Origin of the sequence: Lysobacter soyae, from assembly GCF_019551435.1 — a bacterium.
Classification (GTDB): domain Bacteria; phylum Pseudomonadota; class Gammaproteobacteria; order Xanthomonadales; family Xanthomonadaceae; genus Solilutibacter; species Solilutibacter soyae.
The window spans coordinates 819,500-842,334 of record NZ_CP080544.1; the positions used below are offsets into that span (position 1 = coordinate 819,500).

Here is a 22,835-nt window from a genome sequence, read left to right on the forward strand (position 1 = left end):
TTAAGTGCCTGCGCATGCCGGCACCGGATTCGAACCATGCTTGAGTTTCCCCGTTGGAAGTACGTTGTCATCGTCTTGGTCTTGTTGCTCTCGACCTTGTACGCGATGCCGAACATTTATCCGCAAGACCCGTCATTGCAGATCAGTAACGGCAGCCAGCCGGTACCCGCCGACATGCAGGGCAAGGTCTCGGCAGCGCTGAAGGCCGCCAATATCACGCCGAAGTCGATTGAAACCGACGCCAGCGGCAAAGTGCTGGTGCGCATGAAGACGGCGGACGATCAAACACGTGCCAACGATGTAGTGCGTCCTTTGCTTGGCGAAGGTCAATCGGTGGCGTTGAACTTGGTGTCGACGGTTCCGCAGTGGCTGCGCAATATCTGGGCGAAACCCATGCCCTTGGGTCTCGACTTGCAAGGCGGTGTGCACTTCCTCATGCAGGTCGACCAAAAGGCTGCACTTGAAAAGCGCATGGAAGGCACGGCCGAGCGCATCCGGACCGCATTGCAAACGGAAAAAATCCCCTATGGTTCGGTCGAACGTTTGGCCGATTCCAGCGTGGCAGTGGTGCTCGATCCGTCCGCCGATGTGGGCAAGGCGCAAACCTTGATCACCAACACGTTGGCCTCCGGCCTGGCATTGGGTACCAACAACCCGTACACCGTGGTGCAGCAAGGCAGCACCTTGATGGTGCGCGTGAACGAAGCTGCGCTGCAGGCGGTATCTGCCGATGCAGTCGACCAAAACCGCAACGTGATCGCCGACCGGATCAACTCGCTGGGCGTGGCGGAACCGGTCTTGCAACGCCAAGGCACCGATCGTCTGGTGGTCGAACTGCCCGGTCTGCAAGACATGGCTGAAGCCAAGCGCCAGATCGGTGCAACCGCGACGCTCGAGTTCCGCGCTGTGACGGGTGACATGACAGCAGCGGCCGAGGCCGAGCGTAGCGGCGTGGTGCCGCCGGGTTCCAAGCTCTACCGCATGGAAAACGGTGCCCCGATCCTGCTCTCCAAGCGCGTGCTCGTTTCGGGTGATGAATTGCTGGATGCGCAAGTCACCCCGGATCCGAAGTCCGGTATGCCGTCTGTGAGCGTGACCCTGACCGGTGCCGCCGGCAAGCGCATGTTCAACCACACGGTGAACAACGTGAACAAGCAATTGGCCACGGTGTACATCGACCGCATTCCCGTCACCACCAAAGATGCGAATGGCAACGAAGTGCAGTCGTCGCGCACGCAGGAACGCGTGATCGCCGCACCGAATATCGCCGAGCCTTTCGGTGAGCGTTTCAACACCACGGGCTTGACCAACGAGCAGGCCACCGACCTTGCGAAGCAATTGAAGTCGGGTGCCTTGGCGGCGCCGATGGACTTCGTTGAGCAGGGCGTGATCGGGCCGAGCTTGGGTCGTGAAAACGTCGAGCGCGGTGTCAAGGCGGTGTTGTACTCCTTCACCTTCGCGTTGGTGTTCTTCCTCGTTTACTACCGCATGTTCGGCTTGATCACCTGTCTGGCACTGCTGCTGCAAATGGTGATGATCGTTGCCGTTATGTCGATCTTCGGCGCCACGATGTCGTTGCCGGGCTTTGCCGGCTTGGCGTTGTCGGTCGGTATGTCGGTGGACGCCAACGTCTTGATCAACGAACGCATCCGCGAAGAGCTGCGCGCGGGCGTACCGCCCAAAGCGGCCATTGCCGTGGGTTACGACCGTGCGTCCGGCACCATCTTCGACTCGAACATGACCGCCTTGCTCGCAGGTATCGCCTTGCTTGCCTTCGGTACCGGCCCGCTCAAGGGCTTTGCGATGACGATGATCATCGGCATCATGACCTCGCTGTTCTCCGCAGTGACGGTTTCGCGTGCGCTCGCCACCTTGATTTACGGCAAGCGCAAGAAACTGAAGTCGATCGCCATCTGACGGAATACAGACAATGAAACTTTTCCCGCTTCACCTCATTCCGAACGACACCCGCGTCGATTTCATGCGACTGCGCTGGGTCTCGATCGCGATCGCCGCGCTTTTGATGTTCGCCGCCATCGGTGCGATCGCGTTCAAGGGCTTCAACTTCGCGCTGGATTTCACCGGCGGCACCTTAGTGGAACTCGAGTTCCAACAAACGCCGAACATCGATACGGTTCGCAACAACTTGGACAAGGCCGGTTTCGGCAATGCCACCGTGCAAACCTATGGCGCCGGCAACAAGCTCTTGGTACGCACGGAATCCGATAGCAACGCCAAGAATGCCGACGAAGCCAGCAGCTTGGCCGCGCAACGCGTCTTGCAGGCAGTCAACCAGCCGTCGAACCCGGCCAAGGTCGGTCGTTCGACATTCTTGAATCCGCAGGTCGGCAGCGACTTGGCCAAGAACGCGGCGATGGCTTTGGCTTTCGTGATCATCGGCTTCCTCGGCTACATCGCCTTCCGCTTCGAATGGAAGTTCGCGGTCGCGGCGATCGTCGCCACCATGCACGACGTGCTGATCTGTGCCGGTTTCTTCGCGGCGACCGGTCGTGAGTTCGATCTCACGGTGTTGGCCGGTTTGCTGTCGGTGATGGGTTACTCGATCAACGACACCATCGTGGTGTTCGACCGCGTGCGGGAAAACTTCCGCAGCATGCGCGCCGATCCGCGTGAAGTGTTGAACGCGTCGGTCAATCAAACGCTTTCCCGTACGATCATCACCTCGTTCGTCGCGTTCTTGACTGTGCTGGCCTTGTACATTTACGGCGGTGGTTCGCTCGAAGGCATGGCCTTGTCGCAAATGATGGGTATCGTCATCGGCACCCTGTCGTCGATCTTCATCGCCTGTGCGTTGCTGACCATCGGGCCGTTGAAAGTCACGCGCCAGGATCTGTTGCCGCGCGCCAAGGACAACGAAGCCCTCAACCGCCGCCCCTAAAAACGGGGCAAAAAATGGGGTCAGAAGAAATTTTTCAATGAAAAATTTCTTCTGACCCCATTTTTGTTTCGCGGCTTAGCGGCGGAAGGTTGCGGCGTAGCCGGATGTGGCAATCACTTTTTGCAAGGCATCGGCGAGTTTCAAGTTGCCGGCCATGATCGTGCGGCTATCAATGCCGCGTTCGTCCAGCGGGCCCGTTTGCGCACCGTTGTAGTCACAAACGCGACCGCCGGCTTCACGGACCAGCAAAACGCCGGCAGCGATATCCCAAGGCTTCACGCCCGCTTCGAAGTAGCCGTCCAAACGGCCGGCGGCGACATAGGCCAAGTCCAGCGCGGCAGAACCCGTGCGACGGATATCTTCGGCATGGAGCAGCAGCTGGCGCGTGCATTCGAGTTGGGCCGGCGTGCGCTCGCGCTCGCGCGGGTGGAAGCCGGTGGCGATCAAGGCGCCGTTCAAATCCTTACGCTCGCCGACACGAATGCGGACGCCGTTCAACAGCGCACCGGCGCCCTTGCTGGCGGTGAACAGGTCGTTGCGCAACGGATCGTAGATGACAGCATGAATCGGTTCGCCGCGCTCCACCAGTGCGATGGAGACGCAGTAGTGGCCGAAACCGCGGATGTAGTTGCTGGTGCCGTCGAGGGGGTCGATGACCCAAACCAAGGGGCCGCCGCGACCGCGCAAACCGCCTTCTTCACCGAGAACGGCGCATTCGGGCATCGCACGCGTCAATTCGCGGATGGCCACGTCTTCGGCGTTCTTATCGACGTCGCTTGCGTAATCCAGCGTCGCCTTTTCGACGACATTGAGCTTGTCCAGACGCTGCGCACTGCGCAACAAAACATCACCGGCAGCACGTGCCGCCTTGACCATGATCGTGACCGCGGGTTTCTGCATCGCGGGAGCCCTCTGCTGGAATGAAAAAGAACAATCCGGCTCCGTGGCCGGGTCGGGAAGTTTAACATTGATGCCATGGAACCAGATCACATGTCACTTTCGCCTGCCATTCGTTTCGTTTTGGTGGGCACCCAGCACCCGGGCAACATGGGTTCGGCCGCCCGTGCCATGCGCACGATGGGCTTCACCCGGATGGTGCTGGTCGCGCCGGAAAAGGCGCCGAACCACGAGACCGATGCGATGGCGGCCGGCGCCGAGTCGCTGGTGAGGGAAGCACCGGTGTTCGCCAGCTTGGCGGAAGCCGTCGCCGATTGCGGTCTGGTTCTGGGTTGCACGGCGCGAAGCCGCCGGGTGGCGCTTGAGGAGCTGGCGCCGCCCCTGGCTGCCGAGCGTGCCCTGTCTGCAGCAGCCAAGGGCAGGGAAGTGGCCTTGGTGTTCGGTCGTGAACGCACCGGGCTCACCAACGAAGAGCTGCAGCTGTGTCACGCCGCGATCCACATTCCGTCCGACCCTGATTTCAGCTCCTTGAATCTCGCCGCCGCGGTGCAAGTGATCGCCTATGCGGTGCGCATGGGTCAACTGATGCACGGAACGGGCGTCGTGGGCACGTCGATACAAGATGCTGAAAACGAGACCGACCCGCCGGCGAGCCATCAGGATTTGGAAGGTTTCTTTGGCCAGCTCGACGCCACCTTGCATGCCATCGATTTTCACAAAGGGCGTGCGCCCGAATCGGCGATGCGCAAACTGCGCCGGATTTTCCTGCGCAATGCGCTGTCAATCAAAGAAGTCCGTCTACTGCGCGGCGTTTTGGCGGACGCGCAACGCATGGCCATGTTGGCCGGCAAGCAGGTTTAGCGATTCAGATCACGATGCGCTGCCACAGGTCGCTTAGGCGATCTTGCATGGCGGCAAAGGCTTCGATGATTTGACTGGACAGAACCACGGCTGTGCCGATCAGTGCGAAGCCGACGATCCAAGAGGCCATCATCAACCAGCCATCGCGTTCGATCATCGCCAAGGCGAACAACACCAAGGCCAGACCGAACAAATAATTGGTGCCGGGAATGGGCAGCGCCAACAGCAGCGCGAGCAGCAGCAGAATGATTCCGGTGAAGCGAAAACTCAGACCGTTTTCGAAGATCCAATCTGCGCGCGGCTTGATCAATTTGTGCAAGGGACGCAGGACCGGCGACAACCGACGGCGCAGATTGGCCAATGCACCGCGTTTGGGTCCTTTCTCGAGCGCGCGGCGTGGCAACCAAGGCTCACGCCGGCCGATGATCATTTGCAAGGCAAGCAAAGCCACTATCGGCCCTGAAAGCGCGCCACCCACGGGAATCGGAATAAAAGCCGGCAAGGTCAGGACAAACAGCATCATGCCGAAGCCGCTTTCTTCGACCGCATCAATGATTTGATGCAAGGTGATATGCGATTCGGGATCACCCTGGGCGAACCGCCCCAGCATGCCCAACAGACCTACGTCGTCCTCGTCACTCACGATCAGGGCCCGACCGGTGCTTGCTCGCTGTGCAAGGGCGTCAACAACAATTTGTCCACGCGCGGCCCGTCGAGGTCGACGATTTCATAGCGCCATTGATTCCATTCGAACGACTCGCCCACGTGCGGAATCCGACCGAACCAGGCAATCGCGAGGCCCGCAGCCGTGTGATAGTCATGTTCGTCTTCGAGTGGAAGCTTGTTCGATTCGACGATTTCCCTGACTTCGTCAATCGGCAAACTGCCATCGATCAACCAGGAACCGTCGTCGCGCTGCAACACCATGTTTTCGGCGTCGTTGTGTTCGGCCGACTGCAAACGACCGGTGACCGCGCCCATCACGTCACTGACGGTCACGAGACCGGTGACATCGCCGTATTCGTCGACAACCAACGCCAAGGATTGTTGCTCTTCGCGAAAAATTTCCAGCAACTTCATCGCCTGGGTGGATTCGCTGACGAACAGAACCTCGCGCAGTTCATCGAACAACGGCGGACGCGATTCGCCGAGATTGTCGAGCAAGGATTTGACTTCAAGTACGCCCAACACATCGGCATCGCTGCCGCGATACACGGGGTAACGTGAGAATGGTGTCTGACGCATGGTTTCGAAGTTCTCTTCGAATTCCGCTTCGCTGTCGAGCCAGACAATCCGCGTTCTCGGCGTCATCAAACTTTCCGCGGTGCGGTCGCCGAGTCTCAAAACGCGCGTCATCATGTTGCGCTCGTCGTCGTCGATGACGCCTTGTTCGTGTCCTTCCGACACCAACATTTGAATTTCTTCTTCAGTGATCTGTTGGTCGTTGACGCCGGCCAATCCGAACAACTTGATGATGCCGCGGGTGCTGACGGATAGCAGCATGACCAGCGGCTTCACGATGAGCGCAAAAAACTCCATCGGATACGCTGCTACGGAAGCGACGCGCTCCGGTGCGATGGTGCCAAGGCGCTTGGGAACCAGTTCGCCCAGCAAACCGAAGGCGAACAGCATGACGATAAAACCGACGACGATCCCGATCAGATCGGCGTGCGGCGCGAACAGCGGGACATCTTTCAAAGGCTCGGCGATTTGCGCGCCCATGGTTTCGCCGCCGAAGAAGCCGATCATCAAGCTCAACAACGTGATCCACAACTGCACCGCTGACAAAAAGCTTTCGGGATTGTTGGCCAAGTCCAGTGCTTTGGCCGCACCGCGGCTGGTCGCCGCCATCTGCTTCAACTTGCTTTTACGTGAAGTCATCACCGCCATTTCAGACATGGCGAAAAATGCATTCAGAACGATCAGGAACAGCACGATGACAAACTTCAGCATGGGCGCAACACCTGCTGTTCGTTCAGTGCGAGGTTCGGGTGCGCGATGCGCAGGGCTAAGTTAGGTTCGTCCATGTGTGATTCAATGCTCCGTCTGCATGGTAGCAGGCGACGCGAGTGAAATTGACGCGCCTGCCGGAGAAGAGATGGTGGATTCAGCCGACGAAGACAAGGTGTGGCGGGTCATACGCGCGATTCCACACGGATCGGTACGCGGATACGGCGAAGTCGGGCGCCTGGCGGGTTTTCCGGGCCGCGCGCGTTGGGTGGCCAAGTTGCTGTGGAGCAAGTCGCCGGGCGACATTCCTTGGCATCGCGTGCTGCGAAGTGACGGCCGCATCGCCTTCGCCGAAGGCAGTGCGGGTTTTAAACGCCAAGTCGCGGCCCTCAAAAGAGAGGGAGTCAGCGTGAAAGACGGCAAAGTCGCCATGAAACGCCCCAAGACTGAAGACGAGAGGTTGTGGGGACCGCCGGATTAGTCCAAACGACGCATCCAGCCCGCGATGCTGAGACGCGTCTGGTGTGACGCCAGCACTTCGTGCTCGATGTCGCTCAAGAAGCACACGGAAGTTCCCATTGTCGGTGCGATATCGGTGTGGCCGCCATCGTCCGAGTAAAGACGCAGCAGGCCGCCATCCGCGGGTTGCCAATCCGCATTCAAATAGGTGACCCAGGAAATCATGCGCGCACCACTGTCTTGCATGCGGTCTTTGTGTCGTACGTAGCGGGCCCCGGGCGGATACAGCGCGTAGTGCGCTTCCACGCCATGGATGGGCATCCGTAAGTTCGCTCTCAGTTGCTGGCTGAGTGTATGCAGCGCGGCTAAAAATTCACCGCCGTTGACACAAGCGACGTTGTCCAGCCAAAGCGTACGGTCGCCGCGTGAAGCCACGTCGGTGGTCGTCGAACCCCCGCGCCCCATGCGTGCAATCGAGAAGGCATTCGTTGCGTCCAACGTCATAGCTTCGTCGCGCAGGGCGCATGCCTGAACCTGGGGAATGAAATTCCGCACGCGACAGGCGCCGGAGCTGAACAACGCCGCTGCAATTTCGTCCGGGGCGTTGCCTTCAACGTCTATGACACGCATGTCCGTATCATATGCGCAATTGCGGAGACTCCATGATCAACAACATTCCCCCGGTCACCCGTGCCATCGCCATCACCATCGCCGTCGGATTTTTGGCGCAGATGATCGCGGGGCAGTGGTTGACACAGTTTTTTGCGCTCTGGCCGCTCTCGAACGGATTCATGCCGTGGCAACTGCTGACCCATGGCCTCCTGCATATGTCTTTCCTGCATTTGTTCTTCAACGGCTTGGCGCTGGTGATGTTCGGTGCGCAGCTCGAATACACCTGGGGTTCGCAGCGCTTCATGACGTTTGTTGCCGTCACCACCATCGGTTCCGGCCTGTGTTGGCTGCTCGTCAGCGCCCTGCTCGGCAGTGGCAGCCCGGCCATGGGCACGTCCGGTACCTTGTTCGGTATGTTGCTGGCCTACGGCATGTTGTTCCCGAACCAGCAAGTGATGATGTTGATTCCGCCGATCCCGATGAAGGCGCGTACGCTGGTCATCGTTTACGGCATTCTTGCGCTGGTCTTTGCCGGCAGCGGTTTGCAATCCCCGGTGGTGGTGATCGCGCACTTGGGCGGCATGCTCTTCGCTTGGTTGCTGATCCGCTATTGGCGCGGGCAGCCGCCGTTTGGTCGCGGCGGCAAAGGTGGGGGCAAGAAGCCGCCCACCTTGCGACGCGTGGTCTGACTCAGCGCCAGATCTTCACTTGTTGAGCCGCCGGCAACGACATCGGTGTCCCTGCCTTGCATTTGAACGCGGTGGCAAACTCCGGCATGTTGGCGAGCGGACCATTGGTGCGCCACTTGCCCGGCGAGTAGCTGCTGGTGGCCTGTTGTAGCGCGGCAGCTTCCTTGCTCATGGCCTGAGGCCACAAGCGACCCCAGCCATTGAAGAACGCGGTGGCGTTGGCGACATCCGGCGCGCCGCCTTTGGCCAATGCATCCCAAGCCAATTCCAGGCCGGCCAAATCGGCGGTGTCCTGTTCGCGCGTCAGCGCACCGTTGACTTTCGCGCCGGACAGTTCCGGATAAGGGTGGGCGCTGTATTGCGAGGCGATGGCAGTCATCTTCGAATTCCAGCCGGAAGCGTCTTGCGGCGTCCACCAGTCGCGGAGGTTGCCGCCGGCATCCACCATCCGGCCGCGATTGTCGAATCCGCGGGTCAATTCATGACCGATCAACGCGCCCAGCGCACCGTATTGCGCTGCTTGCGGTTGGGTCATGTCGATGACCGGTGCCTGCAAGATCGCGGCGGTGATGATGATGCGGTTGTGCGCCATGTCATAGCCGAGCGCCGCGTCCTGCGGCAGCACATCCCAGCGACGATCTGCATTGCCTTTACCGATCCGCTTCATTTCCTGTGCGTGGCGCCAGGTCGAAGCGATCAACATGTTGCCGCCGAAACTGCCGCGGCCCATCGGTTGGATGGTGTAATCGAGGTCGCGACGCGGCGCACCGATTTCGATGGTCGTCTTGCCGAGCTTGCTTTTCGCCTCTTGCTTGGCGGCGGCGCTCATCCAAGTGTTGCTGTCGATCCGGCGCGACAGCGCTTCGACAACATCCTTGGCCACGGACTCCGCACGTGAGGCGGCACCGGACGGGACATAGCGCGAGACATATTCACGACCCAGCATCGGACCGGCAGCCAGATTGATTGCAGCGAGCACTTGTTGCCAACGCGGTGGGGCCGTCGTTTCGTTGCGGAAAACGCGACCGAAGAATTCACCTTCGGCCTGACGGAAGCTTCGCGACAAATACGGCGCCATGGCATGCCCGATTTGATAGCGCAAATAAGTTTTCCACTGTTCGGTCGAGGTGTTCTTCACCAAGGCGTCGAGCTGCGCGAAATACTGCGGATCGACCATCGAAACCATGTCGTCCTTGACGCCTTGCGCAGCAATGAACTCCGCCAATTGCAAATTCCGGTACTGGTTTTTCAAATTGGCAATCGGCATCGCGGCATACGCGGTGCGCGGATCACGCGTCGCTTGCGCGGGCTTCGAGAATTTTGCAATGCTCGACTCGATGCCCATCACCAGATTGACATCATTGGCGACTTTGCCGGCATCGCTACCGGTCAGGGTCAGGATGTTCTTGACGTAGTCGCGATAACGCGACATGAGTGCCACCGTGTCCGCATCGTTGCGGGTATAGAACGCCGCATCCGGAAGGCCCAAACCGCCTTGCGAAAAGTAGCCGATATGGCGGTTCAGATCATTCAAGTCGACATCGGCGCTGAAATTGAAAGCGACCGGGATACCGACCTGATGCAATGCGGCGATAGCAGCGGGAATGTCTTTCGCGCGTTTGATGGAGTTCACGCGTTGAATCAGCGGCGCGATGGACTTGGACCCGTCCGTTTCGATCGAGGCTTCATCCAGACCGCTGGCCCAGAAGTCGCCCAGCAGTTTTTGGTTCTGGTTCTGCGGCGCCGTCATCGCGGCATCCAGCAATTGACGCTGTTGTTGAATGCTGTTCGCTTGCAGCACGGCCATGGCCGAATTCACGGCGGCGCCTTCGGGCGCCTTGTTGGCATTCAACCAATCCTTGTTGAGCGTGCTGTAGAAGTCGGTGCACACCTGCGGTGCAACGGTTTTGGCCACCTTTGACTTGGGTTTGGCCTTGGCCTTGGCGGGATCGGCGCCGGCAATGGAAGGCGCGAGCGCGAGTGCTGCCGAGAGGGCGATGACCAAAGTGCGTTGGATCATGAAAACTTCCGGGTTCCGAGGTTCCCGGAAGTTTATCAAGTGACGCGTTTACCAGATGACGACGCGATGCGCCTCGTCACGAACCATTGCATCTCCGGCTTTGCATTGGAATGCATTGGCAAATGCCGGCATGTTGCTGGGGGCGCCGATGGCACGGAAGTTCGCCGGTGCGTGTGAGTCCGTGTTGAGACGAACCTTGAGCTCTTCCGGACGGTGGTTCCGACGCCACACGGTTGCCCAGTTCATGAAGAAGCGCTGGTTGTAGGTGAGACCGTCGATTTTTGCGTCCGGCTTGATGCCGTCGCGCTTCATAGCCGCGTGCAAGGCGTCGAACGCCACGTTCAGGCCACCGAGGTCCGCGATGTTTTCGCCCAAGGTGAGTTGTCCCTTGACCGGCAGTCCATCCACAGAACGATAGTCGTCGAACTGTTGGACCAGTTTGTCCGTGCGCGCCGTAAAGCCCTTGCGATCCGATTCCGTCCACCAGTTCGAGAAGTTGCCGTTGGCATCGAACTGACTGCCTTTGTCGTCATAACCATGCAGCATTTCATGGCCGATGACTGCGCCGATGCCGCCGTAATTCACCGCCAGATCGGCGTTCGGATCGAAGAACGGGGGTTGCAAAATGGCGGCCGGGAAGACGATCACGTTCTTGCTGGCGTTGTAATACGCGTTCACGGTTTGCGGCGTCATGCCCCATTCACTGCGATCCGAGGGCTTTCCGATTTTCGCCATCGAATATGAGGAATTGAATTTGCGTGCGGCCAGAATGTTGCCGACGTAGTCATTGCGCTTGAACGACAGGCCTTGCCAGCTGCGCCATTTGTCGGGGTAGCCGATCATCGGTTTGAAGCTCGCCCATTTTTCCATGGCCTTCTTCTTGGTTTCCGGGCTCATCCAGTCGAGCTGATTGATGCGTGCCTTCAATGCCTGGCTCAAATCCGCCACCAGACCTTCCATGGCTTTCTTGGAAGAGGCGGGGAAATATTCCTTGACGTACAGCTGGCCGAGCGCTTCGCCGGTGCTGCCTTGAACGCTGCCAAGCACGCGTTTCCACAGATCACGTTGCTCGGGCTGTCCTTTCAAGGTCTTTCCGAAGAAGGCGAATTGCTCATCTTGGAACTTGTTTGACAGATACGGCGCCAAGCTCATCGCCGCATGGGTGCGGAAATAGGATTGCCACACGGCGACCGGCTCATTCGCGACCAGTCCGTCCAAGGCTTGGAAGAACTTGGGTTGCGACAAGGAGAATGAATCGACATTGACGCCTTGTGCCTTCCAGAAATTCGCCCAATCCAAATTCGGGTTGGCTGCCTGTGCCTCGGCCATGGACACCACGTTGTAGTTCTTTGCCGGATCCCGACGTTCAATCGGGCTCAAGGAGGCTTCGGCCAGTTTGGTTTCCAGGCTCAAGGTTTGCGCTGCTTGTTGCGCGGCCGCGTCCGGCGCAACGCCGGCATTGACCAATTGGTTCTTCAAATGACCGACAAAGGCTTCGCGAATGCGTTTGTAGCTGCCGTCTTTGCCGTCTTCAAGGTAGTAGGCGCGTTCCGGCAAAGAGAGTCCGCCTTGCATCGCGAACGCGATCACTTTGGTGGCGTCTTTGAAATCGGAACCGCCGCCAGCATTGAATGCGTCTGCCATTCCGTCATCGTTGTGAACAGCCATGTAGCGCGCGATATCCGCCGGCGTCTTCAGTGAATCGATTTCCTTGAAGACAGCGAGCAAAGGCGTCGCCCCCATCGCTTCACGTGCTTTCGTATCCATGCCGCTGGCGAACAAATCACCCACCAGCTTTTCCGCGCCGGTGGCACGGGTGTTTGCGGCGGCCTTCACGGACAGCGCATGGGTCGCTTCTTCGGATTGTTGCGCCAAACGTTCAAATGCGCCCCAGGTGGTGCGATCGGACGGAATCGGGTTGGCGGCGAGCCACTTTGAATTGACGTATTCCGACAGGTCGTCACAAACGCGCTTGCTGGTGTCCAAATCTGTCACGCGGAAACGCGGCGTAGACGGATCGTCTTTCGGCTTCGCGCCGGCAGTTTGCTTGGCGGCGATCGCCGAGCCGGCGGCCAACATCGTGACGGCAATGGCCGCGGCAAGCGCGGCGCGCTTCGGGAAAATCGATTTCATCTTCACCCCTCGAAACATGGAAACCTTCACTGTAGGCGAAAGCGACGTACCGACAGGGGTGCTGGAAGTCACGCCCCGACAGTATTCTTAAATGACGGACCGGCATCCGGTAGAGGAGTGTGAACGTGCAGGTGGAATTTCATGGCGCAGCAGGTGAGGTCACGGGTTCGATGCATCTGGTGGAAGTCGGAGGCAAACGAATTCTGCTGGATTGCGGGCTGATGCAGGGGAGCCGGGAGGCTGAACAACGCAATTTCGAGCCGTTTCCGTTTGATCCGGCGACCATTGATGCCGTGCTTCTGAGCCACGCCCATATCGATCACGTCGGGCGCCTGCCGCTATTGACCGACCGCGGCTTCAAAGGGCCGATTCTGGCGCAAGAAGCCACGGCGGAACTGTTGCCGATCATGCTGATGGATTCGGCGTCATTACAGGAGAGCGATGCCGAGCGAAGCAACCGCAAACGCAAGCCGGGCGCGCCGGAAATCAAACCGCTCTACGGCAGAGAGTCGGTTGCGCGGGCGATGACCCAAGTTCGCACGCTCAAATACGATTTGCGCATATCGATCTTCCCCGGTGTTGATTTGCAGTTCCGTGATGCCGGACACATCCTGGGCTCGAGCACCGTTGAGCTGCAGGGAGATGGAAAAATCCTCGTGTTCTCGGGCGATATCGGACAGAAGAACACGCCGATCCTGCGCGATCCCGAACCCGTGCCGGCCGCCGACTTGCTGCTGATGGAATCCACTTACGGAAACCGATTGCACAAAGACCGTGAGACCACAGTGGCGGAGCTTGGGCGAATTTTCGAGGCCGCATGGAAAAACGGCGGCAATGTGTTGATTCCGGCATTCGCCGTGGGACGCTCGCAAGAGTTGTTGTATTGGTTTGCGCAGCACTGGGACGCGTGGAACATGTCGCGCTGGAAAATCGTTTTGGATTCTCCGATGGCGGCGAAAGTCGTGCGCGTTTACGACAAGTACCACGCGATCTTCGACGAGGCGGCGCAAAAAGTCATGCAGGGGACGCAAAACCCGTTTCGCCTGCCGAATCTTTTGATCACGCAGTCGGTTGAGGAATCGAAATCGGTCAACGCACTTAGTAGCGGTGCCATCATCATTGCCGGCAATGGCATGGCCAGTGGCGGCCGCATCATCCATCACTTGAAACAGCATCTGGAGCGGCCGCAGTCACATGTGGTGTTTGTCGGCTATCAAGCCAATGGCACATTGGGAAGGCGTCTGGTGGATGGCGCGCAATGGGTGCGCATTGATCGCGCCAACGTTCGCGTGAATGCGCGCGTACATACCGTCGGCGGATTGTCGGCACATGCCGATCAGGCAGGGCTTTTGGATTGGTATTCGGGGTTCAAGGTGTCGCCGCGCGTGATGTTGGTGCATGGCGAGGACATTGCGCGTGAGGCGCTGGCAGGGGAACTGGCCCTGAGATATGGCGTGGATGTGGATTTGGCGTATCCGGGGGATGTTGTGGCGGTTTGAGGAGCGCCTCATCCGGCGCTGCGCGCCACCTTCTCCACTGCGCGGAGAAGGAATTAGTCCCCTCTCCATCTTCGATGGAGAGGGTGCCCCGAACGGGGCGGGTGAGGCGCTCTTCAGATCACCTTCAAATCTTCATCCCCGAGCGCCTTCAAAACCCCCGGATCGGCATCCATGCGGGCTTTGAATGCCTGAAGGTGCTTCAGCGCGCTCAAATCAATCTTCATCGCATTCGCCCAACGCACCGTTATATATAGATAAGCGTCAGCGGCACTTCTGAATCCGGCCAACCACTCGACTTCGCCGAGGCGCTGGTCGGCCAGTTCAAAGATCGATTGCACGCGACGAATCGCGCGTGCCTTCACGGCATCGAATTGCGCGTCGTCGTCAATAAACAGGCTCGGACCGAAAATCGGTTTGAACGCGGGGTGCACGTCAGAGTTCACATATGCCAACCAGCGCGTGGCTTCTGCGCGGTTCTGACGGCCGTTGTCGCCGAACAAACCCGATTCGGGTGCGCCATCGGCGATATAGGCCATGATCGCGGCGTTCTGCGTGAGCGTGAAGTCACCATCGGTGATGACCGGAACCGCGCCGACGGGATTCATCGCGCGGAATTCCGGCGACTTCATCGTCGCCGCATCAACCACTTCAAATTCATAAGGCTTGCCGGCCCATTCGCACACAATATGGACGGCGGTGGAGCAGGCACCCGGTTTCGTATAGAGCTTCATAGCGACCTTCATCAGGGTTGAAAGTCGACTAGTGTGCCCGGGCGGGTGTTAGCTTCCGGTTGCGGTGCGACGGTAGGGCGAGCGAACGCGATCGACTTCAAAGAAGGTGTGGTCGCCGATCGTGGCAACGCGATAGGCGTTCCGCCAGCTGGGCTGCGCCAAATCAAGCGCGGCAAAATGCGTGGCGCCGGGCACGACTTCCTTGCGACGACCGACCGGCAGCGCCCAGTTCTGTTCAGCCTCAAGAGCGACATTGACGGCGGCGCCCCAAGCGTCGGGATTGCCGAGGTCATATTGCGGCGACACGAGCGTGGGTGCGAACTGCTTGCGCGCGGTCACGACCGAACACATGGAATCGCCCCATTGACCACTTTCTTGGCGACGTAGCGCCACTTCGGCGACGGCGCGCTGACCCATGACGGGCTGGTCGCGCGCTTCGAGATAAACGGTGGTGCTCAAACAAAGTGAATCGGATGCCTGGGGCGGTAACACCGAGGCCAACCACAACAACCATGCCAATTTCATACAGCGACTCCTTGCGCGTTGCCCCAGCGTCCGTCACGCTGGATTGCGCGACATTCGATGTTCTGGCGTTTTGGGGAGGGCGCCGATCTCTGCCGGCGTTTTGCCCTGTAGGCATCCATCAAATGGGACGGACTGGCCTGTTGAATTCCAACTCGTTCAGCTTTCTGTTCAGCGATGAGTGGATGGGGGAAAGTGCGCGAACCTTAAAAGGTCGAACCCCAACCCATCCTGAATGGCCGATTTGCCCAAGGATTCGTATTTATGCTTGGATGACGTGCGCGATTCGCGCCGGCGCGGGGAGTCGAGATTCCGATTCCTAGACAGGTTTTCCCGAAAAAAGTTCCTGAACACGCGATTCAAACTAGGCGCAAATTCAGCATATCGTTATGGTATCGTTAACGCGGTCTTCACGGCTGGGTTTTTAAGGTTGCCCATGTCGGCAAACGGCTAAGTTTTATTACAGATTTCGTTTTACCTCTGTTCCATATGTCGCAAGACTTTTATTTCAATAGTTCAAGGAGCTCACGATGAACAAGAAACTCCTCTGCGCCGCCCTCTTGTGCGGTATGGGCGTGGCGCAAGCCGCTTCTGCCCAGGAGTTCGACGACCGCTGGTATGTTTCGGGCAGCACCGGTGTCAACTTCCAGGATAATGATCGCGGTACTGAGGATGCGCTGTTCGGCACCTTGGGCTTCGGTAAGTTCTGGACCCCGAACTGGTCGGTGGATTTGGAAGCCAACTACCAAAACCCGGACAAGACCTCGAACCCGAACCTGTGGTGGACCCAGTACGGTCTGTCCGTTGACGCGCGTTACCACTTCCGCAATGCGGACAGCAAGTGGTGGCCGTACGTGAAGTTCGGTCTCGGCATGCAACGTCACGAAGAAGAATTCGCAGCCATCTGCGGTCCGGCTTCGGGCATCCCGATGCAAGCTGATTGCCCGGCGCAACACGAAGACAACAACGCAGCTGCCAACCTCGGCGTCGGCCTGCAATTCGACTTCGGCCGCGTTGACCTCCGCACCGAACTCGGCGCACGCGTCGATTTCGACAAGGAACAAGCACGTCGTCCGCAAGACCAACAATCGCAATTCACCGACCTGCTCGCATCGGTTGGCCTGACCGTGGCTTTGGGCCCGGACCGCATGGCTCCGGTTGTTGAAGCTCCGGTTGTCGACAACTGCGCCGACAAAGACGGCGACGGCGACGGCGTGAACGATTGCAACGACAAGTGCCCGGCTTCGACCGCTGGCCAAGCCGTTGGTCCGGACGGTTGCCCGGTTCCGTTGACGATCGACCTGAAGGGTGTCAACTTCGACTTCGATAAGTCCAAGCTGCGTCCCGACGCGATCGCCATCTTGAACGAAGGCATCGAAATCCTGAAGCGTTACCCCGACCTGCGCGTTGAAGTTGCCGGCCACACCGACTTGTGCGGTTCCGACACCTACAACCAAGCTCTGTCGGAACGTCGTGCACGCGCTGTGTATGACTACCTGACCGCTAATGGCATCGACGCTGGCCGTATGGTCGGTCCGGTCGGCTACGGCGAAAGCCGTCCGCTGGTCAACACCGCTCAAACCAAGCCGGATTGCAAGAACGAAACCAACCGTCGTACCGAACTCAACGTCCAAAACTAATTGGTCGTTGCTTTCGCAAAGCGGAAGTTTCAGCAAGACAAAGAAGCCCGGCAATGCCGGGCTTCTTTTTTTTCACCCGTCATCGGCGATACACTGTCGACAGACCGAAGAGGAAATCATGATGCGTCGTCTGCTCGCTGTTGCATTGATCGCTTGCTGTGGAACTGCTGCGGCACAATCACAAAACTGTGCGAATGTTCCGCGCTCGTTGCCGGCGAATACGGATTTGCTGGCGCCCGTCGCGCCCGAGCTTTCCGCCATCAATTCCCAACTGGGTAGACCTGCCGGCGTATTGGCGCAGGCTTACGGCGATGCCATTTCGGTGGACGCCGTCATCACCCGGATCCGCATCGAGAACTGCAAGAGCGTCGCCAGCGCGATTCCGGCGCCGTCCGCCGCGAAGCCCAACGATCCTGCGGCCTATCAGAAGCGCTCGGAGTTCGACAACGGCCCTTGGCGTTTTGACATGACGCAAGGCGGCAAACGTATGACCGCCGACGAATTCGATGCATGGATGAAGTCTCGCGGCGTGCGCGTCGCGCGTGGCACCGCGCCGGTTGCACCTTCGACGAGTCAACCATCGGCACCGGCAGGTACCAAGGCGCCGGTTGCGCCGGAAAACCCCGCGCCGAAGAAAAAGTAATCCGTCATGGTCCTTAAGCGTGCGCCGAAGTTCGGACTCGCACGCGTGATGTCCAAACGCGGCATGTGTTCGCGCACTCAAGCCGCGGCGCTCATTTCCGAGGGCCGCGTTTTGCTTGGCGGTGTTTGCGTCCGGGATCCCGAACACCCGACCGATCCGGAGACCGCAGTGATCGACATTGCCGGTCAAGAAGGCGCGTCTTCGAATCCGACCTATTTGGTGTTGAACAAACCGCGCGGCTTGGTCACGACCGCCAAAGACGAGCAGGGTAGGGAGACGGTGTACAAATGCCTGGCGGGGGCGGATTTGCCATGGGTGGCGCCTGTAGGGCGTTTGGACAAGGCCAGTGAAGGCATGCTGCTCTTCAGCAATGACCCGGCATGGGCGGCAAGAATCACCTCGCCTGAAACAGGGCCCTCAAAGACCTATCACGTGCAGGTGGACTGCATTCCCGATATCGACACCATCGTGAACCTCATGCAGGGGATTGAAGTCGAGTGGGAGCATCTGAGGGCAAGTTCCGTGATTGTCTTGCGTGAAGGCACCAAGAATGCGTGGTTGGAAATCGTTTTGGATGAAGGCAAGAACCGCCAAATCCGGCGCTTGCTTGCCGCCTTCGATATCGCCGTCCTACGTTTGATCCGGATTGCCATTGGTGAGCTCAGTTTGGGCGAACTCGCGAAAGGCGAATGGCGTGCGCTGACGCCCGCAGAGATCAAGTCACTCGCCTGAGCGTGATTCGTCCGGTTAACGGATGACGCCCAATTCCTTGCCGATACGCGTAAATGCATCGATGGCGCGATCCAGATGTTCGCGGGTATGCGCGGCGCTCATTTGCGTGCGGATGCGCGCCTGGCCTTTGGGAACCACCGGGAAGAAGAAACCGATCGCATAAATGCCTTCCTCAAGAAGGCGTGCGGCAAACTTCTGTGCCAAGGGGGCATCATGCAGCATGACCGGGCTGATCGGATGCACGCCCGGACGAATTTCGAAACCGCGGGCCGTCATTTGCTCGCGGAAATAGCGTGTGTTTTCGGCCAATTGTTCACGCAACTCACCAGCCGATGCCAGCATGTCGAACGCTTTGATGCCGGCGGCAACAACATGTGGCGGCAGGGAATTGGAGAACAAATACGGACGCGAGCGTTGGCGCAACAATTCGATCACTTCGCGCTTGCCGGTGGTGAATCCGCCGAGCGCCCCGCCCATGGCCTTACCCAAGGTGCCGGTGAAAATATCGATCTTGTCCATGACACCTTTGACTTCTGCTGAGCCGCGACCGGTGGCGCCAAGGAATCCGGTCGCGTGGCATTCGTCGATATGCACCAACGCACCGTATTTCTCGGCGAGCGCAGTGATTTCGTCCAGCGGCGCGATGAATCCGTCCATCGAGAAGACACCATCGGTGGTGATCATGATGCTGCGCGCGCCATCGGCCTTGGCTTGCTTCAATTGCGTTTCCAAGTCGCTCATGTCGCAATTGGCATAGCGATAGCGCTTGGCCTTGCACAAGCGGACACCGTCGATGATCGAGGCGTGATTCAAGGCATCCGAGATAATCGCATCGTTTTCATCCAGCAGCGGCTCAAACAGTCCGCCGTTGGCATCAAAACATGCGGCATACAGAATGGTGTCCTCGGTGCCGAAGAACGAGGCGATCTTGGCTTCGAGCGCCTTATGCAAATCTTGCGTGCCACAGATAAAACGCACGGAGGCCATGCCGAAGCCGTGGCTGTCCAGCGCATCCTTCGCGACTTGAATGATGTCGGGATGATCTGCCAAACCCAGATAGTTGTTGGCGCAGAAATTCAAAACTTTGCGGCCGTCTTCCAGTTCGATTTCAGCGGACTGGGGACTCGCAATCACGCGTTCTGATTTGAACAACCCCGCGTCGCGAATTTCTTCGAGGGTGTGCTTGTAGCGTTCGGTCAACGACATTGCCATTCCTTTTGGGGTGCGCCCGATCAGTTCCAACTCAAAACGACTTTGCCCGATTTGCCGCCTTCCATGAGCTCAAAGCCTTTCTGGAATTCGTCAATGGACAACTGGTGGGTCAACACTTTTCCAAGCGGGAAGCCCGAGAGCACGAGTTGGGTCATCTTGTACCAGGTTTCATACATCTTGCGGCCGTAGATGCCGTGCAAGGTCAGTCCCTTGAAAATCACCTTGTCCCAATCAATGCCGGCGCCATTCGGCATGATGCCCAACATGGCGATTTTCCCGCCGTGATACATGCAATCCAACATGTCGCCGAAAGCGCGGGGGTTGCCGCTCATTTCAAGGCCCACGTCAAACCCTTCCATGTGCAGGTCGGCCATCACATCTTTCAGCGACGTGTTGGCGACGTTGACCACGCGCGTCGCGCCCATGTCGGCCGCGAGCTTCAAGCGGTAGTCGTTCACATCGGTGACGACGACATTGCGCGCGCCGATATGTTTGCAAATGCCCGCCGCAATGATGCCGATCGGGCCGGCGCCGGTGATGAGCACGTCTTCACCGACGACATCGAATTCCAATGCACAGTGGGCGGCATTGCCATAGGGATCGAAGAACGCAGCGAGTTCGCTGGGAATCTGGTCGGGAATCGGCCAAAGGTTGGTCGCGGGCATGACGATGTATTCGGCAAAAGCGCCGTTGCGGTTCACACCAATCCCGACGGTGTTGGGGCACAGATGCTGGCGGCCGGCCCGGCAGTTGCGGCAATGGCCGCAGACGATATGGCCTTCCGCGCTCACGCGTTGACCCACTTCGTAGCCGCTGACACCTGCGCCGAGTTCCACGATCCGGCCGACAAATTCGTGGCCGATTACGAGGCCGGGTTTGATGGTGCGTTGACTCCACTCATCCCACAGGTAGATATGCAGATCGGTGCCGCAAATCGCGGTTTTCTCAAGCTTGATCAGCACTTCATTCGCGCCCGGGGCCGGAACCGGGACCTGATCCATCCAAATGCCCTTGCCGACTTCCTTTTTGACCAAGGCTTTCATCATCTGCGTCATGCACGGCTCCGAATGGATTTCAATGCACCATTTTAGCGCCGGAGCATGACGCGTACCCGAGAAAAAACGCGACGCACATGCTGTAATGGGAGGTCACTCGAAAGGAAATGTGAATATGCGCAAGAAAATCCTGGCGGGCGTTGTCGCCGGCATGGTGGTCGCTCCGGCGGCATGGTCGGACGAGGGCATGTGGTTGCCTTCGCAATTGCCGGGAATTCAAGCGCAAATCAAGGCCGCAGGTTACAAAGGTGACGTCAATGCGCTGGCGGATGTTACCAAGCCGCCGCTGTCGGCAGTGGCGAAAGTGGGCGGCGCGACGGGTGCCTTCGTTTCCAAAGACGGACTGGTGTTGACCAATCATCACGTGGCCTTCGGCGTCATCCAATACAACAGCTCGAAAGAGCGCGATTTGATCAAAAACGGCTTTGTGGCTGAAAACCGTGAAGCCGAATTGCCGGCAAATCCGGATTACCGCGTACTGGTCACCACCGGTTTCGATCGGATCACCGATCGCATTTTGAAGGCCGCCGCAGGCAAGACCGGCCGTGCCTATTACGAAGCGATTGATTTGGCCGGCAAAGCCGAAGTCAAGGCCTGCGAGCAAGATCCCGGATACCGCTGCAGTGTCGTCAACATGCACTACGGCAGCGATTTTTATCTGATCAAGCAATTGGAGTTGAAAGATATCCGTCTGGTCTATGCGCCGCCGGAAGCGATCGGCAATTACGGCGATGAAATCGACAACTTCATGTGGCCGCGCCATAGCGGTGACTTCACCGTGTTGCGTGCGTATGTGGGCAAGGACGGTCGACCGGCGCCGTATAGCAAGGACAATGTGCCGTACACGCCGCCTGCGTTCTTGCAAATCAGCACCACGCCGATCAAGGACGGCGACTACGCCATGTTGGCGGGCTACCCCGGAACCACCTATCGCAATCGCACGGCGGGTGAGTTTGCCGACCAAATGCGTTGGCAATTGCCGACACGTGTCGAGCTCTACGGCAGCATCCTGAAAGACATTGCGGCTGCCGCGCCGGCGGGAACCGAAGCGGCGGTGAAATATGCCGCGCAAGTCCAAAGTGCGAAAAACACGCTGAAGCGTGCGCAAGGTGAGCTGGAAGGCATGACGCGCAGCAATGCCGATACGGTTCGCAAAGAAGACGAACAAGCCATGTTGGTATGGCTGAAAAAACAACCGAATGCGCAGGCGGCCCTTCGCGACATGGATGCCGTCGAGAAGTTGCTGGCCGATGGGCGTGCCACACGTGACGCCGATCAATTGTTCATGTTGATGCGTTCTCAAACGCAAGTGCTGCGTGCGGCGATTCAGTTGCAACGCTTTGCGATCGAGAAAAAGAAACCGGACGCGGAACGTGAAAGCGGCTACCAGCAACGTGACGAATCCTTGATTGAAGGCAATTTGAAACAGGTCCAGCGCCGTTATGATCCGGCGGTTGAGAAGGCGATCCTGGCTGATTTGTTGGCACGCTATTACGGATTGCCGGCAAATCAGCGCATTCAAGAGATTGACGCCGTGTTTGGAAAAGACATGGCAGGCGCGCGCAAAACACTCGACAGCCTCTATGCCACCACGCGCTTGGGCGAAGAGTCGGAACGCCTGCGTTTGATGAAGGCCGATTCCGCCGAAGTGGCCGGCTCGACCGATCCGGTCATGGTGGCCGCAGCCAAATTGATGCGTGCGATTCTTGCGGGTGAGCAAAAAGCCAAGGAACGTGACGGTGAATTGCTTCGCTTGCGTCCTGCCTACATGCGCACGCTGGCCGGCTTCCGCCAAAGCCAGGGCCGCGCCATGTATCCGGATGCCAACAGCACGCTTCGGGTCAGCTTCGGCAAAGTCACCGGTATGCACGTCAAAGACGGCATGGAATACACGCCCGTGACCACGGTAGCCGGTATCACTGAAAAGCACACCGGGAAGTTCCCCTTCGATGCGCCGGAAGCACTGCGCAAAGCCATCGCCAAAGGGGATTTCGGCAGCACTAAAGATCCGGTCTTGAAATCGCAAAGCGTGAATTTCATGACCAATCTCGACACGACGGGGGGTAACTCGGGTTCACCGGTCATGGACGCAGATGGAAAACTGATCGGCCTCAACTTCGACAGCAACTGGGAAGCCGTGAGTGCCAGCTGGATGTACGACCCGCGTTACAAGCGCGCCATCCACGTCGATTTGCGTTACATGCGTTGGTTGATGGCCAAGGTCTATCCGGCGCCTTGGTTGTTGAAAGAATTGAATGTCCCGGCCGAATAAAGAGGAAGG

Annotated in this window: 20 protein-coding genes; 10 read left to right on the plus strand and 10 right to left on the minus strand. The window is 58.6% G+C overall.

The window, feature by feature from the left end; translation table 11 throughout:
• Window positions 1-36: 36 nt before the first annotated feature.
• The gene (gene secD / locus H8L67_RS03920; RefSeq protein WP_220380453.1) at window positions 37-1,917 is read left to right on the plus strand and encodes a protein translocase subunit SecD; all 1,881 of its coding nucleotides are present in this window, start codon (window positions 37-39) and stop codon (window positions 1,915-1,917) included.
• 13 nt (window positions 1,918-1,930) lie between these two features.
• Complete coding sequence (secF, locus tag H8L67_RS03925) at window positions 1,931-2,899, plus strand: protein translocase subunit SecF (RefSeq protein ID WP_220380454.1); 969 nt, start codon at window positions 1,931-1,933, stop codon at window positions 2,897-2,899.
• Between the two features lie 75 nt (window positions 2,900-2,974).
• Here the strand turns inward: secF and H8L67_RS03930 are convergent, their stop codons facing one another.
• Window positions 2,975-3,799, minus strand: coding sequence for an inositol monophosphatase family protein (locus H8L67_RS03930; protein ID WP_220380455.1), 825 nt, complete (start codon window positions 3,797-3,799; stop codon window positions 2,975-2,977).
• Window positions 3,800-3,889: 90 nt separating this feature from the next.
• On the opposite strand from H8L67_RS03930, the gene H8L67_RS03935 reads away from it, so the two are divergent.
• Entirely contained in the window at window positions 3,890-4,657 is a 768-nt protein-coding gene (locus H8L67_RS03935) for an RNA methyltransferase (RefSeq protein ID WP_220380456.1), read from the plus strand.
• A 4-nt stretch (window positions 4,658-4,661) separates the two neighbouring features.
• Here the strand turns inward: H8L67_RS03935 and H8L67_RS03940 are convergent, their stop codons facing one another.
• Together H8L67_RS03940 and H8L67_RS03945 are read right to left on the minus strand one after the other, a co-directional pair.
• Window positions 4,662-5,300, minus strand: coding sequence for an exopolysaccharide biosynthesis protein (locus H8L67_RS03940; RefSeq protein WP_220380457.1), 639 nt, complete (start codon window positions 5,298-5,300; stop codon window positions 4,662-4,664).
• A gap of 2 nt (window positions 5,301-5,302) precedes the next feature.
• Window positions 5,303-6,610 (minus strand): hemolysin family protein, encoded by a 1,308-nt coding sequence (locus H8L67_RS03945; RefSeq protein WP_220380458.1) that lies wholly within the window; start codon window positions 6,608-6,610, stop codon window positions 5,303-5,305.
• A 97-nt stretch (window positions 6,611-6,707) separates the two neighbouring features.
• Between H8L67_RS03945 and H8L67_RS03950 the strand changes: the two genes are divergently transcribed.
• Window positions 6,708-7,088: an MGMT family protein gene (locus H8L67_RS03950; RefSeq protein WP_220380459.1), complete on the plus strand. Its 381-nt coding sequence runs from the start codon at window positions 6,708-6,710 to the stop codon at window positions 7,086-7,088.
• On the opposite strand, the gene H8L67_RS03955 is transcribed toward H8L67_RS03950, so the two are convergent.
• Window positions 7,085-7,696 (minus strand): 2OG-Fe(II) oxygenase, encoded by a 612-nt coding sequence (locus tag H8L67_RS03955; protein WP_255556031.1) that lies wholly within the window; start codon window positions 7,694-7,696, stop codon window positions 7,085-7,087. The genes H8L67_RS03950 and H8L67_RS03955 overlap by 4 nt on opposite strands.
• Window positions 7,697-7,731: 35 nt before the next feature.
• Here H8L67_RS03955 and H8L67_RS03960 point away from each other — a divergent pair, with 35 nt between their 5' ends.
• Window positions 7,732-8,367, plus strand: a complete 636-nt coding sequence (locus H8L67_RS03960) for a rhomboid family intramembrane serine protease (protein ID WP_434063424.1) — start codon at window positions 7,732-7,734, stop codon at window positions 8,365-8,367.
• A 1-nt stretch (window position 8,368) separates the two neighbouring features.
• Here H8L67_RS03960 and H8L67_RS03965 read toward each other — a convergent pair whose 3' ends face one another.
• Together H8L67_RS03965 and H8L67_RS03970 are read right to left on the minus strand one after the other, a co-directional pair.
• Entirely contained in the window at window positions 8,369-10,387 is a 2,019-nt protein-coding gene (locus tag H8L67_RS03965) for a M13 family metallopeptidase (RefSeq protein WP_220380461.1), read from the minus strand.
• A gap of 48 nt (window positions 10,388-10,435) precedes the next feature.
• Window positions 10,436-12,526, minus strand: a complete 2,091-nt coding sequence (locus H8L67_RS03970) for a M13 family metallopeptidase (RefSeq protein ID WP_434063425.1) — start codon at window positions 12,524-12,526, stop codon at window positions 10,436-10,438.
• A 119-nt stretch (window positions 12,527-12,645) separates the two neighbouring features.
• On the opposite strand from H8L67_RS03970, the gene H8L67_RS03975 reads away from it, so the two are divergent.
• Window positions 12,646-14,019, plus strand: coding sequence for an MBL fold metallo-hydrolase RNA specificity domain-containing protein (locus H8L67_RS03975; protein ID WP_220380463.1), 1,374 nt, complete (start codon window positions 12,646-12,648; stop codon window positions 14,017-14,019).
• Window positions 14,020-14,132: 113 nt separating this feature from the next.
• Here the strand turns inward: H8L67_RS03975 and H8L67_RS03980 are convergent, their stop codons facing one another.
• The gene (locus tag H8L67_RS03980) at window positions 14,133-14,750 is read right to left on the minus strand and encodes a glutathione S-transferase family protein (RefSeq protein WP_220380730.1); all 618 of its coding nucleotides are present in this window, start codon (window positions 14,748-14,750) and stop codon (window positions 14,133-14,135) included.
• 48 nt (window positions 14,751-14,798) lie between these two features.
• Window positions 14,799-15,275, minus strand: coding sequence for a cell wall hydrolase (locus H8L67_RS03985; protein WP_220380464.1), 477 nt, complete (start codon window positions 15,273-15,275; stop codon window positions 14,799-14,801).
• Between the two features lie 527 nt (window positions 15,276-15,802).
• On the opposite strand from H8L67_RS03985, the gene H8L67_RS03990 reads away from it, so the two are divergent.
• From H8L67_RS03990 to H8L67_RS04000, 3 genes are all read left to right on the plus strand, one after another.
• A complete protein-coding gene (locus H8L67_RS03990) occupies window positions 15,803-16,912 on the plus strand; it encodes an OmpA family protein (RefSeq protein ID WP_220380465.1) in 1,110 nt (369 codons plus the stop codon).
• 118 nt (window positions 16,913-17,030) lie between these two features.
• The gene (locus tag H8L67_RS03995) at window positions 17,031-17,555 is read left to right on the plus strand and encodes a hypothetical protein (RefSeq protein WP_220380466.1); all 525 of its coding nucleotides are present in this window, start codon (window positions 17,031-17,033) and stop codon (window positions 17,553-17,555) included.
• 6 nt (window positions 17,556-17,561) lie between these two features.
• Entirely contained in the window at window positions 17,562-18,287 is a 726-nt protein-coding gene (locus tag H8L67_RS04000; RefSeq protein WP_220380467.1) for a pseudouridine synthase, read from the plus strand.
• Window positions 18,288-18,302: 15 nt separating this feature from the next.
• Here the strand turns inward: H8L67_RS04000 and kbl are convergent, their stop codons facing one another.
• Entirely contained in the window at window positions 18,303-19,493 is a 1,191-nt protein-coding gene (gene kbl / locus H8L67_RS04005) for a glycine C-acetyltransferase (RefSeq protein ID WP_255556032.1), read from the minus strand.
• Between the two features lie 26 nt (window positions 19,494-19,519).
• The gene (gene tdh, locus H8L67_RS04010; RefSeq protein ID WP_220380469.1) at window positions 19,520-20,554 is read right to left on the minus strand and encodes an L-threonine 3-dehydrogenase; all 1,035 of its coding nucleotides are present in this window, start codon (window positions 20,552-20,554) and stop codon (window positions 19,520-19,522) included.
• A 109-nt stretch (window positions 20,555-20,663) separates the two neighbouring features.
• On the opposite strand from tdh, the gene H8L67_RS04015 reads away from it, so the two are divergent.
• A complete protein-coding gene (locus tag H8L67_RS04015; RefSeq protein WP_434063417.1) occupies window positions 20,664-22,826 on the plus strand; it encodes a S46 family peptidase in 2,163 nt (720 codons plus the stop codon).
• Window positions 22,827-22,835 lie beyond the last annotated feature (9 nt).

What these genes read in the sequence shown, in the direction of transcription:
- secD (WP_220380453.1), top strand. Translation starts at nt 37, where the DNA reads ATGCTTGAGTTTCCCCGTTGGAAGTACGTTGTCATCGTCTTGGTCTTG.
- secF (WP_220380454.1), top strand. Translation starts at nt 1,931, where the DNA reads ATGAAACTTTTCCCGCTTCACCTCATTCCGAACGACACCCGCGTCGAT.
- H8L67_RS03930 (WP_220380455.1), bottom strand. Translation starts at nt 3,799, where the DNA reads ATGCAGAAACCCGCGGTCACGATCATGGTCAAGGCGGCACGTGCTGCC.
- H8L67_RS03935 (WP_220380456.1), top strand. Translation starts at nt 3,890, where the DNA reads ATGTCACTTTCGCCTGCCATTCGTTTCGTTTTGGTGGGCACCCAGCAC.
- H8L67_RS03945 (WP_220380458.1), bottom strand. Translation starts at nt 6,610, where the DNA reads ATGCTGAAGTTTGTCATCGTGCTGTTCCTGATCGTTCTGAATGCATTT.
- H8L67_RS03950 (WP_220380459.1), top strand. Translation starts at nt 6,708, where the DNA reads ATGGTAGCAGGCGACGCGAGTGAAATTGACGCGCCTGCCGGAGAAGAG.
- H8L67_RS03955 (WP_255556031.1), bottom strand. Translation starts at nt 7,696, where the DNA reads ATGCGTGTCATAGACGTTGAAGGCAACGCCCCGGACGAAATTGCAGCG.
- H8L67_RS03965 (WP_220380461.1), bottom strand. Translation starts at nt 10,387, where the DNA reads ATGATCCAACGCACTTTGGTCATCGCCCTCTCGGCAGCACTCGCGCTC.
- H8L67_RS03980 (WP_220380730.1), bottom strand. Translation starts at nt 14,750, where the DNA reads ATGAAGCTCTATACGAAACCGGGTGCCTGCTCCACCGCCGTCCATATT.
- H8L67_RS03985 (WP_220380464.1), bottom strand. Translation starts at nt 15,275, where the DNA reads ATGAAATTGGCATGGTTGTTGTGGTTGGCCTCGGTGTTACCGCCCCAG.
- H8L67_RS03990 (WP_220380465.1), top strand. Translation starts at nt 15,803, where the DNA reads ATGAACAAGAAACTCCTCTGCGCCGCCCTCTTGTGCGGTATGGGCGTG.
- H8L67_RS03995 (WP_220380466.1), top strand. Translation starts at nt 17,031, where the DNA reads ATGATGCGTCGTCTGCTCGCTGTTGCATTGATCGCTTGCTGTGGAACT.
- H8L67_RS04000 (WP_220380467.1), top strand. Translation starts at nt 17,562, where the DNA reads ATGGTCCTTAAGCGTGCGCCGAAGTTCGGACTCGCACGCGTGATGTCC.
- kbl (WP_255556032.1), bottom strand. Translation starts at nt 19,493, where the DNA reads ATGTCGTTGACCGAACGCTACAAGCACACCCTCGAAGAAATTCGCGAC.
- tdh (WP_220380469.1), bottom strand. Translation starts at nt 20,554, where the DNA reads ATGACGCAGATGATGAAAGCCTTGGTCAAAAAGGAAGTCGGCAAGGGC.